Origin of the sequence: Syntrophotalea carbinolica DSM 2380, assembly GCF_000012885.1 — a bacterium.
GTDB classification, from domain to species: Bacteria; Desulfobacterota; Desulfuromonadia; order Desulfuromonadales; family Syntrophotaleaceae; genus Syntrophotalea; species Syntrophotalea carbinolica.
The window spans coordinates 2,854,777-2,871,523 of record NC_007498.2; the positions used below are offsets into that span (position 1 = coordinate 2,854,777).

The window sequence follows — 16,747 nt, forward strand, 5'->3', positions numbered from 1 at the left end:
CCTGGCTTTTTCCTTAACCTTCAAAGAAAATGGGGGAGTGTCCCTAGTTTTTAGTATCGTATGATAAAAACCATCACCTCACTAACACGCTGGCTTGCCAATAGCATCTATAGCATCGTGTCTTGGCTGGAAAGCAAAGACCGCTCCGCCAACATGCAATCGAAGTTCGTTGACCTCGCGCCAACTGATGAGGCAGACAAGGTTGGAGTATATTCCGAAGCGATTCTGTTCGCGACGAACAATGCGAAGGTCTCCAACATTGCTCTAACGGGTCCCTATGGGTCAGGAAAGAGCAGCATAATCCAATCTTTCTTGAAGAAGTATAAGCGGCGTGCGCTTCATATATCTCTGGCTGCGTTCGTTCCCGAGGCCGATTCGGGCGGCGAGAAGGTGAGTCGTCAAGAGATTGAGAGAAGTATTCTGCAGCAGATGTTGTATGGTGCTGACGCAAACAAACTTCCGTTATCGCGGTTCAAAAGAATTCAGTCGCCCGGTGTTTGGTCGATTTTTAAATCTCTTTACATAATGCTTGGAATTCTTGCGCTTTGGTACGTGTTTCATCAGCGAGAAGACATCATTAGCGGCCCCTTTTTCGTTCCGCTCTCGCTCACCAATTGGCTCAACCTGGGGAGCTTCGTGCTCGCGGCGACATTCCTCTGGGTGACACTGCATCACTTTTATGTCGCGAGCTTCGGTCTGTCACTCAAGAGCATCTCGTTAAAAGATGTTGAGATAAAGCCTGCACATGATGATCAGACGTCCATACTGAATCGTCACCTAGACGAAATAGCCTACTTCTTCCAATCAACTAATTACGATCTTGTAATCATTGAGGATCTAGATCGATTTAACGATACCGAAATTTTCGTCACACTGCGCGAAATTAATAGCCTCGTGAACGAAAATGCAGGAGTAAAACGCACCATCAGATTCCTCTACGCCCTGCGCGACGACATGTTTGTCAACACTGATCGAACCAAGTTCTTCGAATTCATCATTCCCGTCATACCGATCATCAACACATCGAATTCGATCGACATGGTATTGGAACAGGGAAGGAGACTTGAGCTCGACGGGCGCCTTGACCGACAGTTTCTGAGAGAGGTCTCACGATACCTGAACGACCTGAGGTTGATTCAGAACATCTTTAATGAATACGCCATTTATGCGGCTAATTTGGAAACTGATGGAGAGACTCTGCTCGACGCCAACAAGCTCCTTGCGATCCTGATCTATAAAAATGTCTATCCAAGGGACTTTGAGCAACTGCACCGCGGCGCGGGTACTCTCGCCGAAATATTGAACCTCCAAGACGATCTCATTGGGCATGGTGAAGCCAAGTATAGGACCGAGATCGCGGAAATCGAAAAACGGCTTGAAGTCGCTGAGCGACAGATACCTACGGACCTGAGGGAGTTGCGGCAAATCTACGCTATGGCTCTGATTGAGAAGCTTCCAGAGAATGTTAATAGCGTTCGTATTGATGGGTCACAATGGATTCACCTTCCACAGCTGGTCACCCACGATGCGTTTGAGCAACTTATAGAGATTCCCCGTCTTACCGGCCACAGCGTCTATGGTCAGCAACAGCAGGTCGATGTTTCCAAATTGCAAAGCGAGGTGGATTCTCAGAAATCCTACCAGCAACGCAAGGAAGAGATCGAAAGCAAGGCGGCTGAAAATAAGAATAAGAGCTTGCGCAAAATACGCGACCTAAGATCAAAGATTGCAGCGCTTCGCAGGATAAAGCTCAACGAGCTATTGCGTTTGAACGACGACCGCGTACAGGATCTTTTTGAGAACTTCGGGGAAAACGGAGAGCTAGCCCGTTTTCTGATCCTGGAAGGCTATCTCGACGATACCTACTACCAATACACCTCGCTCTTTCACTCGGGCCGTTTGTCGCCCAATGACAACAAGTTTCTGATCCAGATACGGGCATTCGTCACGCCTGTGCCAGGTTTTCTGATCGACAACCCCAAAGAGGTCATCGCAGCGATGCGAGATGAGGACTTCCGGCAAAGCTATGTCTTGAACGTCAAGCTCGTCGATAGTCTCCTGAGCGACCGGAGCCGTTATCTCGGCCAATTGCAGAAGCTTTTCGAGTTCCTTTCGTCCGAATTCAAGAGATGCGAGGACTTTTTCGATGCCTATTACACCAGCGGCCGCGATATTGTAGGGCTCCTTTCGGGACTGGCCAACGCTTGGAAAGGTCTTATCCCAGCTGCTATTGCCAGCCCCAACAATATCTCTCACGTTACCCAACTAGTCTCGAACCTGCCGGAAAGCGAGCTCAAAACGCTCGCAAGGGATTTCGAGGAACTACCGGAATTTGTTTCGGAGAACCTTCCAGAGATTCTGGTAGATTCACCCGAACTCGCTCCGGAACGCCTTGCATGCCTCGACTTTGAGGTCAAAGATCTGGCTGCAATCAAAGAGCACGCTGAAATTGTACGCTTCATGTTCGAGGAGGAGCTTTTCGAACTCACGATCGCGAACCTAGAATACGTCTACCAAGCGATTTTGGGAGAGAACGATCTCGAGCCAATGCGCGAGAGGAACTTCACTGCCATACGTTCGACGAATAACGCTACCTTGATGAAGAGGGTCGAGCGCGATTTCGACCGCTACCTACATGATATCCTTTTGGAGCTTCAAGGGAATTCAAAGGAGGATGCGCCTGCTATTCTCGCCGTGATTCGTCACGATACGCTTGATCAAGGTGATCTTCGGGAGTTTCTTGAACGGCAGACGACCCCGCTTCCAACTCTAGAGGACGTACCAGAGAGATTACACGCAATGCTGTTCAAGTTAAGTGTGATCGAACCAACTTGGGTGAATTGTCTTGCTTTTATGAAAGGTGAAGGGTTCGAGGCGGAGAGCCTGGTTGGGTATCTTGATCGAGTTGATGTCCGAGCGGCTATCTTGGAACATCCCATACCGAGCGGTCCGGATTCACTGCAACTGCGTCAGTTTCTCCTCAATGCGGGCGCGCTGTCTGATGTCGCCTACAGAGAATATGCTCACGCCCTCCCCAAGCCGTTCAATAAACAACCCGAAGGACTTGAACCAACTAAGCTTCGAATCCTGATCGATGAAGGAAAAATCACATTCACTAAGGAGAGTCTTGACGCGCTCGCTGACAACAGGGATTTGCAGGTACGATTCGTCGCGGCCAACATCGACACATATCTGGAGGATCCAGACAACTTTGCACTCGACGATGACTTTCGCGAGGAACTACTTCGGGCTGAAATTGATAATGTAGCCAAGCTCGGGATAGTCGAATTGATGGACCTAGAAGCGCTCGTGGACCTTCCCAAACGATCAGCACTTATCGGCCCGATTCTTGGCAATACCGACGCGAACATATCCAACCTTAATGGGAGTATTGCGCAATCCCTGATAACGTATTCGACGCCCATAGCGACACAAATTTCGCTCTTTAACAAATATCACTCTCTTATGACGGATGACGAAGTGCGTCATGTCTTGGACAATCTACCGAAACCATTTTCCGAAATAAAAACTGGGTACAATACGCCGAAACTGAAAAACACTCCCGAGAACCAGGATCTGGTCAGATGGCTTGATGCAAGAAATATTATCTCGTCATGGAGTGAGAGTCGTTTCTTCACTGACGATATAAAAGTGAATCTCTATAGGCGCTGATAAGCGGCTTCCAAAATTCCGCACCGTCTCGGCATCAACGGTACCCCGCCAGGAGAGCCACACACCGAACGACCGCTTCGGGCCAACTCCTGCAATGCTGGTAATTGAAGCGGCTTGGCGCACAGAGCAACAGGAAAAAAACTAGGAAAAACTAGGAAAAACTAGAAAAACTAGGGACACTCCCCTGTTTTTCTTTCAAGATTTAAAGAAAACTGGGGAGAGTCCCTTATCTCACCCTGGAAAACGCAGCAAATTTAGCTTTGTACGGTACAATGGCATAATGCTGCGATAGGAAATGTTTGGTCAAGAAGCCGGCCCGCCCGATCTGCACAATCCCTGCACCCAGCATCCTTCCTGCTCCGATACATATTGCGGGGGACAGAATACCTGCTGAATAAAGGGTTGAGACGATCATGAAAAAGATGTAAACGTCAAGGGTGCCCTTTTACCTTCCCCTACCAGCAAAGGACAGCCTCATGATCATTTTTGTACTCAACTGCGGTAGCTCGTCTATCAAATATCAGATCATTGACATGCCCGGTGGACAAGTCCGCATTCAAGGTGGTGTCACCCGTATCGGCTACGATGACGCTAAATTCACGTTTAAGGCAGACAGCGAAACCAAGAAAACCCTCCCGGTAGCAAATCACGAACAGGGCATCGACCTGATTTTAAAAACCATCGAGGCACAGAAAGGGCAGACCGGCATCGGCCTGAGTGACATCGACGCTGCCGGGCATCGTGTTGTGCACGGTGGCAGCGAAATGAGCGATTCGCGCATTATCACGGAAGAGATCGTCGCGTACATCGAAAGCATCTGTCACATGGCGCCGCTGCATAACCCGAACCACCTTAAAGGCATTCGCGCGGTACAGAAGCTGCTGCCCGATCTACCGCAGGTTGCGGCTTTCGATAACGGCTACCATACCAGCATACCGGCCCACGTCTATACCTACGCCCTCAATTACGATATCGCCCAAAAGCTTGGCATCCGCAAGTACGGATTCCACGGCATCGCCTTCCGCAACATGATCGAAGCGGCTGAGAAGCTGCTCGGCGAGTCACTCGGCGACAAAAAAATTGTCAACATGATGCTGGGCAGCGGCACGACCGCCAACGCCACGCTCAATGGTAAATCGTTCGAGGTCAGCACCGGTTTCACGCCGCAGGAAGGACTGATCCAGTCCACGCGGGCAGGCGACATGGATACAACCTCCGTACTGTACATGATGAATCAGCTTGGCATCGGCACGGCCGAAGCGGATGAGATTTTGAACAAGCAAAGCGGTTGGAGCGGCCTGAGTGGCATCGGGGTCGATATGTACGACATCAAACAGGCTGCCAAAGCGGGTGACCAACGCGCCCAACTCACCATTGACGCGGTCGCTCATCGTTTCCGCAAATACATCGGCGCCTACGCCGCGGCCATGGGCGGTATCGACGTGCTCATCTTTGCCGGAGGCGTCGGCGAAAACGACAGCGACATGCGCGAAAAGGTTTGCGAATCTCTGGGATTTCTCGGTGTCGCACTCGACGCGGACGCGAATCATAACGGCACAGGCGAGCGCGTCATCAGCACAGGGCGCGTCCAGGTGCTCGTCGTGAACGCAAGCGAAGAAAAGATGATCGCCGAGGATACGTACGCCTTGCTGAAATAGGCACGTGCGGAAGGAGAACAGGGACACTCCCCTGATTTTTTCCTTAATGTTTATAACGACGAGCCGTAACATCGTCCTGAAAACACCCAGTAGCGAGATTCCTCTGAAAAACCAGAGGAACATTGATGAGTATAAGGAAACACGGAATATGAAAAGAAAAACGCTCCTGTCCTGGAGCAGCGGAAAAGACTGTGCCTACGCCCTATACAAGCTCCAACAGAATCCGGAAGTCGATCTGGCGGGCCTGTTTTGCACGGTGAACAAGGAATTCGACCGGGTGGCCATGCATGGAGTCAGACTGGAGCTTTTAAAGGAGCAGGCACGCAATATCGGACTGCCGCTGGAGATCATCGAGATTCCTTATCCCTGCAGCAATGCCGACTACGAAACCATCATGAAGCAATTCGTTGAGCGCGCTCGAAATAACCAAATCACGGATTTTGCATTCGGCGATCTGTTTCTTGAGGATATTCGCAGCTATCGAGAAGAAAAGTTGAAAGATTCCGGCATCGAAGCCTCTTTTCCCATTTGGGGTATACCGACGGATGAGCTGGCCAGAGCGATCATCGCCAGCGGCATCAAGGCCGTCATTACCTGCGTCGATCCCAAGCAAATTTCAAAAGATTTTGTCGGCAGAGAATTTGACGACCGCTTCCTGGCCGCCCTGCCGGCGACCGTAGACCCCTGCGGCGAAAATGGGGAATTTCATAGTTTTGTTTTCGACGACCCCATGTTCAAAAGGCCTGTAGACATTGTCATGGGCGATACCAGCGATCATGAAGGCTTCGCATTTGCGGATGTTTTGCCCGCTCCCTGACAGAATCCTGCAAGTGCCCCTTTAAACACTCTGAGTTCAACAAACATAGTCCGGTCGCGATCCGATTTGGCAGAACAGCGATCAGGCATCCGCTTTGCCGGTAGGCGCCAGCAAACGCATAACGTCGACCTGACTTAGAGACAGGGTTCGATCGCCGACCGTCAACCCAGACAATTGCCCACAAAGGGTAACAGTACCGTATTCATCACTCAACTGGCCGTGGAGACAATGCAGACGCAGCATGTTGCGCTGCGCAACACTCGCCTCCTCGCCCCCATTCGGCACCCAACATAAAGAAAACTGCGAGACCGGCGCACCGGCATCCGGATACGTCGCCTCGGAGCGCAGTCCGATCAGCAACCGGGTTGGCGAACCATGTAAACAACCGAACCAGACCACGGGCAGTACGTTCCCGCCATCGGCCCTTTCGACCCAGGCCAGGGTCTTGGGCCACAAACTCCGATGTTTGTTTCGGTTCATCCTACCTCCTTGCATGAATCCATCGTCCCCGCCTGCGTGAGTTTCAAGTAAAGCATCTTTGCGCGTCGGCGCAAGCTTTGCCGACACGACAAAAGAAACCTTTTAATCGACCCAAATGGCTGATATGATAAGCAATTAAGAATATCCGCACCGCCCCCACGCCTGCCGACGCTACACGGCGGTGCCGGGAACGCATTGCTGCCCGTTCGTTTTTATGACCTTCACGGATCCCCGGAGGATGCCATGCCGGCCGTTATCAGCCAAAACCCCCTTGGACAGATTCATCACACCCCCCTGGTTCGTCTCAACCGCCTGACCGGTCCGAACAGTGCCGCCGTCTGGGGCAAAATGGAAGCCTCCAACCCCGGAGGCAGCGTTAAAGACCGTATCGCCCTGGCCATGGTTGAGGATGCCGAACAACGCGGCCAGCTCAAGCCCGGCGCCACCCTGATCGAACCGACCAGCGGCAATACCGGTATCGGCCTGGCGCTGGTATGCGCAGTCAAGGGATACAAGCTGGTTCTGACCATGCCCGAAACCATGAGTATCGAACGCCGCCGGCTGCTTACGGCCTACGGTGCCGAACTGGTTCTGACGCCGGGTGGTCAGGGGATGCGCGGCGCCGTTTCCCGCGCCGAGGAACTGTCCGCGCAACACGGCTATTATATGCCCATGCAGTTCAGCAACCCCGCCAATCCACGGATACATGAAAAAACCACCGGCCCCGAGATCATTGCCGCCCTGGAAGGTCAGGTCGACGGCTTTGTCGCCGGCGTCGGTACCGGCGGCACCATTACCGGAGTCGGACGGGCGCTTCGCAGTCATAATCCCCAGGCGCAGATCGTCGCCGTGGAACCAGCTGCATCACCGGTATTGTCCGGCGGCACCCCCGGCCTGCACAAAATCCAGGGGATCGGTGCCGGCTTTATCCCCGAGGTCCTCGATACGGCCATTTACCAGGAAGTCATGACTGTCAGCGATGAGGATGCCTACAACACCACGCGCCGGCTGGCGCGGGAAGAAGGTCTGTTCGTGGGGATTTCCGCAGGCGCCAATGTCTTCGCCGCCCTGCAGCTCGCCGAGCGCCTCGGTCCCGGCAAAAACGTGGTCACGGTTTTATGCGATACCGGCGAACGCTACCTTTCCGTCGGCCTGTTTGACTGACTTTGTCCCTTTTGCAACTGAAGAACCGGACCGTTGTATGCCTCCAGATGCCCGCTATGCGAAACTTTTAGAGCTTCTGAAAAACCTCGGCACCGCAGCGGTCGCCTTTTCGGGCGGTGTCGACTCGACCTTGCTGCTGCACGCCGCCCTGGAGGCCCTCGGTAGCGACAACGTTCTTGCCATCACCGTCACCTCGCCCTTTTTCCCTGCCTGGGAGCAACGCGACAGCCAGCGCTTCGCCCGGCAAATGGGCGCATGCCAGATCCTCGTCCCATGCGACCTATTGAGCCTGCCGGAGGTCGTCCGCAACGATGCGCTACGCTGCTACCATTGTAAAAAAGCGCTTTTCGGACTTTGCCTGAAAACGGCCCGGCAGCAGGGTTTCAACCTGATGCTGGATGGGACCAACCTTGACGACGAAGACGATTATCGACCCGGCCACAAGGCCGCTCTCGAATTGGGGGTACGTTCGCCCCTGGCCGAAGTCGGCCTGAACAAGGAGGATATTCGCCGTCTCAGCCGGCACTACGACCTGCCGACCTGGAACCGACCGGCGTTTGCCTGTCTGGCTTCGCGGATTCCTTACGGTACCCGCATCGAGGCCAGCCGGCTTGCACAGATAGAGACATGCGAGACGGCACTGCGCAGCCTAGGATTTGACGGCGCACGCGCACGTCACCACGGCGATACGGTGCGCATCGAAATCGATCCTGCCTTATTTCCCGCCCTGCTCGACCCGACGACCCGCCTGACCATCATCGAAAGGGCCAAAGCCGCCAGCTTTGCCTACGTATCCCTCGACCTGGAAGGCTATCGCACCGGCAGCCTCAACGAAACCTTGCGGCGTCCAGACCCGTAACTTGTCCGGGCGATCCTGACTGTGGGCCAGGTTCTCTGCGATGCTTCCTGTTTTCCCTTTTCCGCTTAGCCATTTGACGAGGATGCGATGAATAATTCCCGAAGCCTGTTGTGTGTCTGTTTCTGTGCCGGCCTGCTTGGTGCGCTTGCCAACAGCAGCGTGACCTGGCTGGCTGCCAAACTCGGACTTCCCCAATGGTGCGGCGTCGACCTCGTACCTCAGTGGACCGCGGCGTGGATCTATCCCCGCCTGTTGTGGGGCGGCCTGTGGGGGCTGGTTTTCTTCATGACCGTCGGATCTCCCCGCAGTCGCACTCAATGGGTACGCAAGGGGCTCTGGGTCAGCGTACTCCTTAGCGCATGGCAGCTGTTTTACATCTATCCCAACCGCACCGCATTCGGCGTACTCGGACTGGGCCTGGGAACGCTGACGCCGCTTTTCATCCTCTTCTACAATCTGATCTGGGGCGGCTTTACCGGGTTTTTCGCACGCGCCTTCTGGGGCCGCAACCGGTGAAACACAGCCTTCGCAAAGCGCCGGGCATCCTACTCGCCGCTCTGGCCTGTGTGCTTCTGCTGGCCGGATATGCTTGTGCCGCCCCCCAACAGCAGGGAAAAGTCACCTGGGTCTACGACGGCGACACCATCAAGATCGCAGGAATAGGCAAGGTTCGGCTGCTCGGCATCGATGTACCCGAACGGGAAGGCTCACCACGCGATCGCTATTTTACGCGACAGGGCATAAGCCCTGCCACCTTGCGCAGGGTGCACGCCCAGGCACGCCGCCTGGTTCGCGAGCGCAGCTATGGCCAAACCGTCTCCCTCCGGACCGGACAGCCCGCCCACGACAGGTACGGACGTCTGCTGGCATACGTCGTCTTGCCCGACGGACGCCTGCTCAACCGACTGCTGCTTGAGCGGGGCCTCGCCGTGGTCTACCGACGTTTCGATTTTACTCTCAAAAAGGATTTTCTGCTGGCGGAAAAGCAGGCCCGTCAGGCCGGCAGGGGGATGTGGGAAGATTAGCTTCAAGCTGCAAGGACCAGGCTTACAGCTTGAAGCCGATTTGCTATCACTTCCGATTACGTAATGCCAAACGCGACATTATGCCGTGGCGACGGGGAACCACCGGCAGATTATCCTGCACGAACCGCACATCCTCAATCGTATAAAAAGCGCGGGGATTGAACTGTTTGACCATCCGCAACACATCCTTCACGTCACGACGACGACAGACGGTAAAGATCAGCCGCACCGGCCCGGTTTCACCGTGTGCCTGCAGATTGGTGACCCCGTAGCCGGCCTTCCACAGATGTTCGGTCAGCACCGTGGCATCCTTGCGGGTGATGATACGCACAATCAGACTGCCGATGGCGATACGTTCCTCGATCAGCACGCCAACGTAGTTGCCGGTGGCGAACCCCAGGGCAAAGGCGATGTAGGTCCAAACATTGGTCAAATTCTGCATGACCTGGCTGATGGCCAGCACCCAGATCAGCGATTCGAAAAACCCCAGCACCCCCGCCCACCCCTTCAGGGAACGGGCCACGAAAATGATGCGCAGGGTGCCTATGCTCACATCGATGATGCGCGCGAAAAACACCAGCAGGGGCAGCAGAAACAAGCTTAATGTCGCGTTATCGGGGAGGGCAAAAGTCACGATATTTCTCCATGGTTCAATGCCGTAAAACCTACCGTCGATTTAAGGCTGTGGCTTGTAACCGATCGCGACAACAAAAGCAAGGGAAATCCACTGCCCCATTGCTGATCCCGTCTCCTAACTTCTGCCCAGCTTCTCTTCCAGTTCCAGGATACTCAATGTGGTGGTCAGCACCGTATCCGGGTTGAGGGAGATACTGTCGATGCCGCACTCAACCAGAAATTCGGCAAACTCCGGGTAATCGCTCGGCGCCTGACCGCAGATCCCGATCTTGCAACCGGCCGCCTTGACCCGCCGAATGACATCGGCAATCATGCGCTTGACCGCTTCATTACGTTCGTCATAAAGATGCGCCACGATCTCCGAATCGCGATCCAGCCCCAGCAACAGCTGGGTCAGGTCGTTGGAGCCGATGGAAAAACCGTCGAACACCTCGGCGAATTCCTCGGCCAGCACCACGTTGGAAGGGATTTCGCACATCACGTACAACTCCAGCCCGTCCTTGCCTCTTTCCAGACCGGCGTGGGCCATGACGTCCACCACCCGGCGGCCCTCTTCGACCGTCCGGCAGAAAGGAATCATCAACTTGACGTTTTTGAGTCCCATATCCTCACGCACCCGCTTCATGGCGCGGCACTCCAGCATGAACCCCTCACGATAGCGCTCGTCGTAATAGCGCGAGGCACCGCGAAAACCGATCATGGGATTGGATTCTTCCGGCTCGAAATCCCTGCCGCCCAGCAGGTTTGCGTATTCGTTGCTCTTGAAATCGCTCATACGCACGATAACGTCGTTGGGATAAAAAGCCCCTGCCAGAGTCGCCACCCCCTGAGAGAGCTGATCGACGAAAAATTCGCTGCCGTCAGGATACCCGGCGATCAGTTCCGCAATCTTGTCACGCTCATCCTCCCGGGTTACCCGCTCGGGGTGCAACAGGGCCATGGGATGGGCCTTTATGGCCGTATTGATGATGAATTCCAGTCGTGCCAGGCCGACACCGTCATTCGGTATGCGCCGCAGGCCAAGAGCCTGTTCGGGATTACCGAGATTCATCATGATTTTGGTGCGAGGCCGCTGCAGCGTTTCAAGGTTGGTTTTCTTGATCTCAAAGGGCAACTCGTCGTGATAGACGAACCCGGTTTCGCCCTCGGCGCAGCACACCGTCACCGGGCTGCCGTCGGTGACCACGGAAGTGGCGTCGCCGGTTCCGATCACGCAGGGGATGCCGAGTTCTCGACTGACGATGGCCGCATGGCAGGTGCGGCCACCGCGATTGGTCACGATGGCGGCGGCCTTTTTCATCACCGGCTCCCAGTCGGGGTCGGTCATGTCCGTCACCAATACCGACCCGCTCTGGAAACGGCTGATTTCGGAAGCGCCCTTGATCACCATGGCACGGCCAGCGCCGATCTTGCTGCCGACAGCTCGCCCCCGCGCGAGGATTTCACCGCGCTGCTGCAGATGATACTCTTCCAGCACGTTACCCTGCAGCGCCGACTGCACGGTCTCCGGGCGGGCCTGGACAATGAACAGCTCGCCGGTTTTGCCATCCTTGGCCCACTCGATATCCATAGGACGCCCGTAGTGATCCTCGATGGTACAGGCCATGCGCGCCAGGCTCAGCACCTCGTCGTCCTCCAGACACAAACGTTTCTGATCTTCCTTGGGCACGGCGATTTCGCGTGTGGCCTGGGGACCGTTGTTGACGCTGTAAATGATTTTTTTCTGCTTGCTGCCGATATGTTTGCTGAGGATGGGCCGATAGTCCTGTTTGAGAGTCGGCTTGAAAACAAAAAATTCGTCCGGATTGACCGCACCGCGCACCACGTTTTCACCGAGTCCCCAGGCACCGTTGATCAGCACCACATCGCGAAACCCGGTCTCCGTCGAAATGGTGAACATCACCCCGGCGCTGGCCAGATCGGAACGGACCATCTTCTGCACCCCGACGGACAAGGCCACCGACAAATGATCGAAACCGTGGTGCTCGCGATAGGAAATCGCCCGGTTGGTGAACAGAGAAGCGATGCAATTGCGGCAAGCGTCCAGCAGTTCCTCCGCCCCGCAGATATTGAGATAGGTTTCCTGTTGCCCGGCAAAGGAAGCATCGGGCAGATCCTCGGCCGTGGCGCTCGACCGTACCGCCACGTCACAGTCCGTGCCATACTGCTGCTCCATCTGCGCGTAAGCCGTGCGGATAGCCTGTTCCAACCCGTCCGGCAACTCGGCATGGCGAATCGCCCGACGCACCTTGTGCCCCACGGAGGTCAGGCTCTCGATATCGTCGGCATCGAGATCCTTCAGCAGTTCCTCGATTTCCTTGTCGAGACCGGTTTCACGCAAAAAAAACCGGTAAGCTTCCGCCGTCACCGCAAAACCATCGGGCACCTTGATGCCAAGATTGGACAGATTGCCGATCATTTCCCCCAGCGAGGCGTTCTTGCCCCCCACCAGCGGCAGATCGTTAAGACCGACATCCCTGAACCACATGATATGCGTGTACTCTGTTGTCATCGGCTCCTCCCTTTTCAAGCCGTAATATGGAAAACTAAACGGCGGTGGCCCCTTTGCCACGCGCTAACCTACGTTGTGATTTTACCAGATATCGCGGCTGCCGCCGTGGTCATAGAGAGATTGGAGCACTGCAACTCCCCACAAAGGTCCAATGACCATACCGCGTAGCGGCCATTAGCACCCCTAAAGCGGTCACCAGCGATATCGGGCCTGTAGTAAACCCTTTTTGAGGCAGGTATATCCTGCCAGGCAGTTTGGTCGGTTCCGGGGTTTGTTTAGCGCTTTTTCCAGCGACCCTCGACGTATGATCCTTCAAATAAGCCGCGCAGGCGAAACCGTCGCAGCCCACAGGCGTTGGCACATTTGAACCACGGGTTCGCCGGCCGGACAGACACCGGTCGTAAGGGTAGGATCGAACTGAAATTCGGTAACGCTGAAGCGTTGTTTGGAGTGAACTTTGGGGCTCGCGGAAGTTCTGATTTTGTGACGGGTGTGGTCTTGAAACGGGGATCGCGGGCACGAAAACCGGGATCGGCGATGGTGGTGAAGTGAAGACGGTTATCGTCGGGCCGATTCTGCTGTTCGGAATCCACCGGCAACATGACGGTTCGCTTGTAGTCGTAGAGTTTGAAACCAGGCATGCGACAATCCCTCCTGCATTTCAGTGACTTCATGAAACCATTTGCATCATACCAGATTTAAGGGGCTTGCTACAACCTCATCGTGTCCATAATCTGAACCGATTCAAAATCCGGCAGAACTCGGGATGGCGCAAAATTCGCATCTAAAACCGGTGGTTTCAAACCGATTTTCATGTATCCTTGCCTGCTCGAACGCGATGGCAGCCACAAACCAAGATACATATTTGAGAATATGCGTATTCGCGGGATTATCATTACGCTTTATGTTACATAGAGAAGACCGTCGTATTATGTTGATGTCTGTTTTCGGACAGGACCCGATGGGGGAGAGTGTCGTGATTCACATACAACGTAGTGTCGTTCTGTTACCCGCAACCCTGTTGCTGCTTATTACCGCCTGTGCCCCAACGCCTCGCATAGTGGAAACCATACCGGAGCCGAAATCGGCAGCGCCTGCCGATCCGGACAACCGGCAGAACTCTGCCGAACAGTCGTCCGCGGATTTTCAAACATGGCTGGCGGAACTTAAAACAGAAGCGTTGCAACAGGGGATTCGGCCGGAAGTGGTGCAGGAAGCCCTGGAGGGGCAACAGCCGGCGCCGGCCGTTCTCAAACCCCGACACAAGCAGGCCGAATTTGTCCTGAGCAAAAGCGAATACGTACGGCGGCTCGCTTCGGAGACACGTTTTCGCGAAGGCTTGCGGCAGATGGCGCAGCACCGCGTATTACTGCGGAAAGTAGCGGAAACCTATGGCGTCCCGGAATCTTATCTGCTGGCACTGTGGGCTATCGAAAGCGACTTCGGTAAAGGAGGCAGCCGCCATTCGGTGATTGGCGCGCTGGTGACGCAGGCCTGGCAGAGCCAGCGGCGAAACTTTTTTCGCAAGCAGTTGCTGGCAGCCCTGACCATTCTCGACCAGGAGCACATGCCCAGCTCCGCGTTGCGGGGTTCCTGGGCGGGAGCCATGGGGCATTTCCAGTTCATTCCCACCACCTATCGCGATTATGCCGTCGATTTCGATGGCGACGGGCACCGCAATATCTGGACCGATGTGGGCGATGCATTGGCCTCCGCGGCCAGTTATCTGGTCCGGGCGGGATGGAAGAAAGACCGGGGATGGGGATGGCAGGTCTCGGTTCCCCAGGGATTCGACGTATCCCTGGCCGATCTGAAAAACAAAAAAAGTCTGGGCGACTGGCGCAAGCTGGGCCTGCCGGCGGTGTCGGGAGCCGACGACCTGACGGCCTCTCTGATCCTGCCCGATGGCCCCGGGGGGCAGGCTTATCTGGTGACCGACAATTTCCGGGCACTGATGCGCTGGAATCGCTCCGTCGCCTTCGGCCTGGCTGTCGGCCATCTGGCAGACCGATTCGAAAAAACAAGCCGCACCGCGGCTGCCGGGCGGCAATAGGCTCCTTGGACGAGCCGCATACCGGGACCGGCTAAAGCACCGCCCTGTTATTTCAGATTCAGCTTGACCAGCACCTCGTTGGCGGTTTCTTCGAGCGCCTTGCCCGACACATTGACCGACACCCAGCGCTGTTTCCGAAAAAGAAGCTTGGCATAGCGCAGCTCCTCTTCAATCTCCTCGATGTCGGCATAAGCTGCTCGTGGGTCCTGGCCGAGATGCTTGAGGCGCGCCACTCGCAACTCCACCAGCCGCTGCGAATCGATATACAGCCCGACAACCCGCTTCGGATCGATCTGAAACAGTTCCTTCGGAGGATCGATTCCCAGCACCAGCGGCACGTTGGCGACCTTCCACCCATGGTGGGCCAGATAGGTCGACAACGGCGTCTTGCTGGTACGGGAAACCCCCACCAGCACGATGTCGGCATGCCTCAGATGACTGACCTCCTGTCCGTCATCGTGCTTGACCGTGAACTCCACGGCTTCGATACGACGGAAGTATTCCTCGTCCATGTCGTGCAAAAGCCCTGGCGTCTGCCCCGGTGTGCGTCCGAAAAATTGGGAGAACTGGGAAAGCAACGGCGTCACCAGGTCGAATGCCATCAGCCCGCGCACCTCGCACTCGTCCTTTATATATTGGGCCAGTTCCCGGTTCACGACGGTATACACCACCATCCCCTGATTCTTGATAGCTTCCTGCAAGCCCTCCAACGCGGCGGGCCTGTTGCGCACGTTGCTGATGCGCCTGAGGCGCACCGGTTTGTCGCGAAACTGCGTCAGCACCGCATTGACGATTTTTTCGGCCGTCTCGCCGGTGGCATCGGAAAGCAGATAGATCATTTGCGGAACGGTCATATATTCTCCTGAAAAATTGCAGATGGGTTCAAATTCGTTGGGCCGGGAAAAGCGTGTGCCGGCAATCAGGCGCCCCGGCTATTCCAGCGGAAGACCGGAGAGCACTTCGAGCATCTGTGCATGAAGGCCGCCGTTGCTGACCAGCACCTGACCGTCATCCAGACCGCTGGGATTGCCTTTAAGGTCGGAAACCCGGCCGCCGGCTTCTTCCACCAGCAAAAGTCCGGCCGCCACGTCCCAGGGTTTCAAATCGAATTCCCAGAAACCGTCGAAACGTCCGGCCGCAACATAGCACAGGTCGAGCGCCGCGGCACCGTCGCGTCGCACACCATGGGTGCGGTAGTAAAACAGTTTGAAATAATCCATGGCGCGATGCCAGCGATCGCCGAGTTCGTAAGGAAACCCTGTCGCCAGCAAAGCTTTGGACAGCTCGGCTGTTTGCGAAACCTGTATCACCTTCCCGTTGAGCAACGCCCCCTGGCCGCGCACCGCGGTGAACATTTCGTCATGCACCGGATCGTACACCACCGCCACCACCGTCTGACGGCGATACTGCACGGCGATGGAAATACAGAAGAACGGGTAACCGTGCACAAAATTGGTGGTGCCATCGATAGGATCGATAATCCAGCGCCAATCGCTGCGCAACTGATTGGCACCGGTTTCCTCGGCCAGAATGGCGTGCTCCGGCCAGGCCTCGCGAACACAATCGAGAATGATGGCCTCGGAGCCGCGATCGACGTCGGTCACCATGTCGACACGCCCCTTGTAATCGACCTGGCGTAGCTCGGACAGGGCTTCGACAATATAGGCCCCGGCTTTGCGAGCCGCAGCTTCGGCAGTTTTGAGAATCGTTTCCATGGCGAAGGGGTGTCTTTGGTTAGAGTTGGGGAAAATGGCAGGAATCCAGTTGGATACGCCTTGGTTTTCAGCCTCCGGGATCGACCGTCCGCGATATTCAGCGCCTGAACCTAAAAGGCGTAACGCCGTCAGGCGCACTTTTATCACGCCCTCAAA

Annotated in this window: 14 protein-coding genes; 8 read left to right on the forward strand and 6 right to left on the reverse strand. The window is 55.4% G+C overall.

Annotation, left to right across the window (positions count from 1 at the left end; all coding sequences use genetic code 11):
- The first annotated feature begins 60 nt into the window (after nucleotides 1–60).
- From PCAR_RS13255 to PCAR_RS13265, 3 genes are all read left to right on the forward strand, one after another.
- Nucleotides 61–3,672, forward strand: a complete 3,612-nt coding sequence (locus tag PCAR_RS13255) for a P-loop NTPase fold protein (protein ID WP_011342191.1) — start codon at nucleotides 61–63, stop codon at nucleotides 3,670–3,672.
- Nucleotides 3,673–4,148: 476 nt separating this feature from the next.
- On the forward strand, nucleotides 4,149–5,330 hold the full coding sequence (locus tag PCAR_RS13260; protein WP_011342192.1) for an acetate/propionate family kinase: 1,182 nt from the start codon (nucleotides 4,149–4,151) through the stop codon (nucleotides 5,328–5,330).
- 148 nt (nucleotides 5,331–5,478) lie between these two features.
- Complete coding sequence (locus PCAR_RS13265) at nucleotides 5,479–6,147, forward strand: ATPase (RefSeq protein WP_011342193.1); 669 nt, start codon at nucleotides 5,479–5,481, stop codon at nucleotides 6,145–6,147.
- Between the two features lie 81 nt (nucleotides 6,148–6,228).
- Here the strand turns inward: PCAR_RS13265 and PCAR_RS13270 are convergent, their stop codons facing one another.
- Nucleotides 6,229–6,627 carry a hypothetical protein gene (locus PCAR_RS13270; RefSeq protein ID WP_041531380.1) on the reverse strand — a complete coding sequence of 133 codons (399 nt, stop codon included), beginning with the start codon at nucleotides 6,625–6,627 and terminating at the stop codon, nucleotides 6,229–6,231.
- A 243-nt stretch (nucleotides 6,628–6,870) separates the two neighbouring features.
- Here PCAR_RS13270 and cysK point away from each other — a divergent pair, with 243 nt between their 5' ends.
- From cysK to PCAR_RS13290, 4 genes are all read left to right on the forward strand, one after another.
- Nucleotides 6,871–7,791 (forward strand): cysteine synthase A, encoded by a 921-nt coding sequence (cysK, locus tag PCAR_RS13275; protein ID WP_011342195.1) that lies wholly within the window; start codon nucleotides 6,871–6,873, stop codon nucleotides 7,789–7,791.
- 37 nt (nucleotides 7,792–7,828) lie between these two features.
- Nucleotides 7,829–8,650 (forward strand): ATP-dependent sacrificial sulfur transferase LarE, encoded by an 822-nt coding sequence (gene larE, locus PCAR_RS13280; RefSeq protein ID WP_011342196.1) that lies wholly within the window; start codon nucleotides 7,829–7,831, stop codon nucleotides 8,648–8,650.
- 87 nt (nucleotides 8,651–8,737) lie between these two features.
- Nucleotides 8,738–9,166: a hypothetical protein gene (locus PCAR_RS18815; protein WP_011342197.1), complete on the forward strand. Its 429-nt coding sequence runs from the start codon at nucleotides 8,738–8,740 to the stop codon at nucleotides 9,164–9,166.
- Nucleotides 9,163–9,675: a thermonuclease family protein gene (locus PCAR_RS13290; protein WP_011342198.1), complete on the forward strand. Its 513-nt coding sequence runs from the start codon at nucleotides 9,163–9,165 to the stop codon at nucleotides 9,673–9,675. The genes PCAR_RS18815 and PCAR_RS13290 overlap by 4 nt, the downstream gene beginning before the upstream one ends.
- 46 nt (nucleotides 9,676–9,721) lie before the next feature.
- Here the strand turns inward: PCAR_RS13290 and PCAR_RS13295 are convergent, their stop codons facing one another.
- From PCAR_RS13295 to PCAR_RS13305, 3 genes are all read right to left on the reverse strand, one after another.
- Nucleotides 9,722–10,309 (reverse strand): DUF2179 domain-containing protein, encoded by a 588-nt coding sequence (locus PCAR_RS13295; RefSeq protein ID WP_011342199.1) that lies wholly within the window; start codon nucleotides 10,307–10,309, stop codon nucleotides 9,722–9,724.
- A 117-nt stretch (nucleotides 10,310–10,426) separates the two neighbouring features.
- Nucleotides 10,427–12,823, reverse strand: coding sequence for a phosphoenolpyruvate synthase (gene ppsA / locus PCAR_RS13300; protein ID WP_011342200.1), 2,397 nt, complete (start codon nucleotides 12,821–12,823; stop codon nucleotides 10,427–10,429).
- Nucleotides 12,824–13,098: 275 nt separating this feature from the next.
- On the reverse strand, nucleotides 13,099–13,464 hold the full coding sequence (locus tag PCAR_RS13305; RefSeq protein WP_041531381.1) for a hypothetical protein: 366 nt from the start codon (nucleotides 13,462–13,464) through the stop codon (nucleotides 13,099–13,101).
- 335 nt (nucleotides 13,465–13,799) lie between these two features.
- Here PCAR_RS13305 and PCAR_RS13310 point away from each other — a divergent pair, with 335 nt between their 5' ends.
- A complete protein-coding gene (locus PCAR_RS13310; protein WP_158447428.1) occupies nucleotides 13,800–14,876 on the forward strand; it encodes a lytic murein transglycosylase in 1,077 nt (358 codons plus the stop codon).
- Nucleotides 14,877–14,923: 47 nt separating this feature from the next.
- On the opposite strand, the gene PCAR_RS13315 is transcribed toward PCAR_RS13310, so the two are convergent.
- Both PCAR_RS13315 and PCAR_RS13320 read right to left on the reverse strand, forming a co-directional pair.
- Entirely contained in the window at nucleotides 14,924–15,730 is an 807-nt protein-coding gene (locus PCAR_RS13315) for a pyruvate, water dikinase regulatory protein (RefSeq protein WP_011342202.1), read from the reverse strand.
- A 78-nt stretch (nucleotides 15,731–15,808) separates the two neighbouring features.
- Nucleotides 15,809–16,738 (reverse strand): inositol monophosphatase family protein, encoded by a 930-nt coding sequence (locus tag PCAR_RS13320; protein WP_245523291.1) that lies wholly within the window; start codon nucleotides 16,736–16,738, stop codon nucleotides 15,809–15,811.
- Nucleotides 16,739–16,747: the final 9 nt, after the last annotated feature.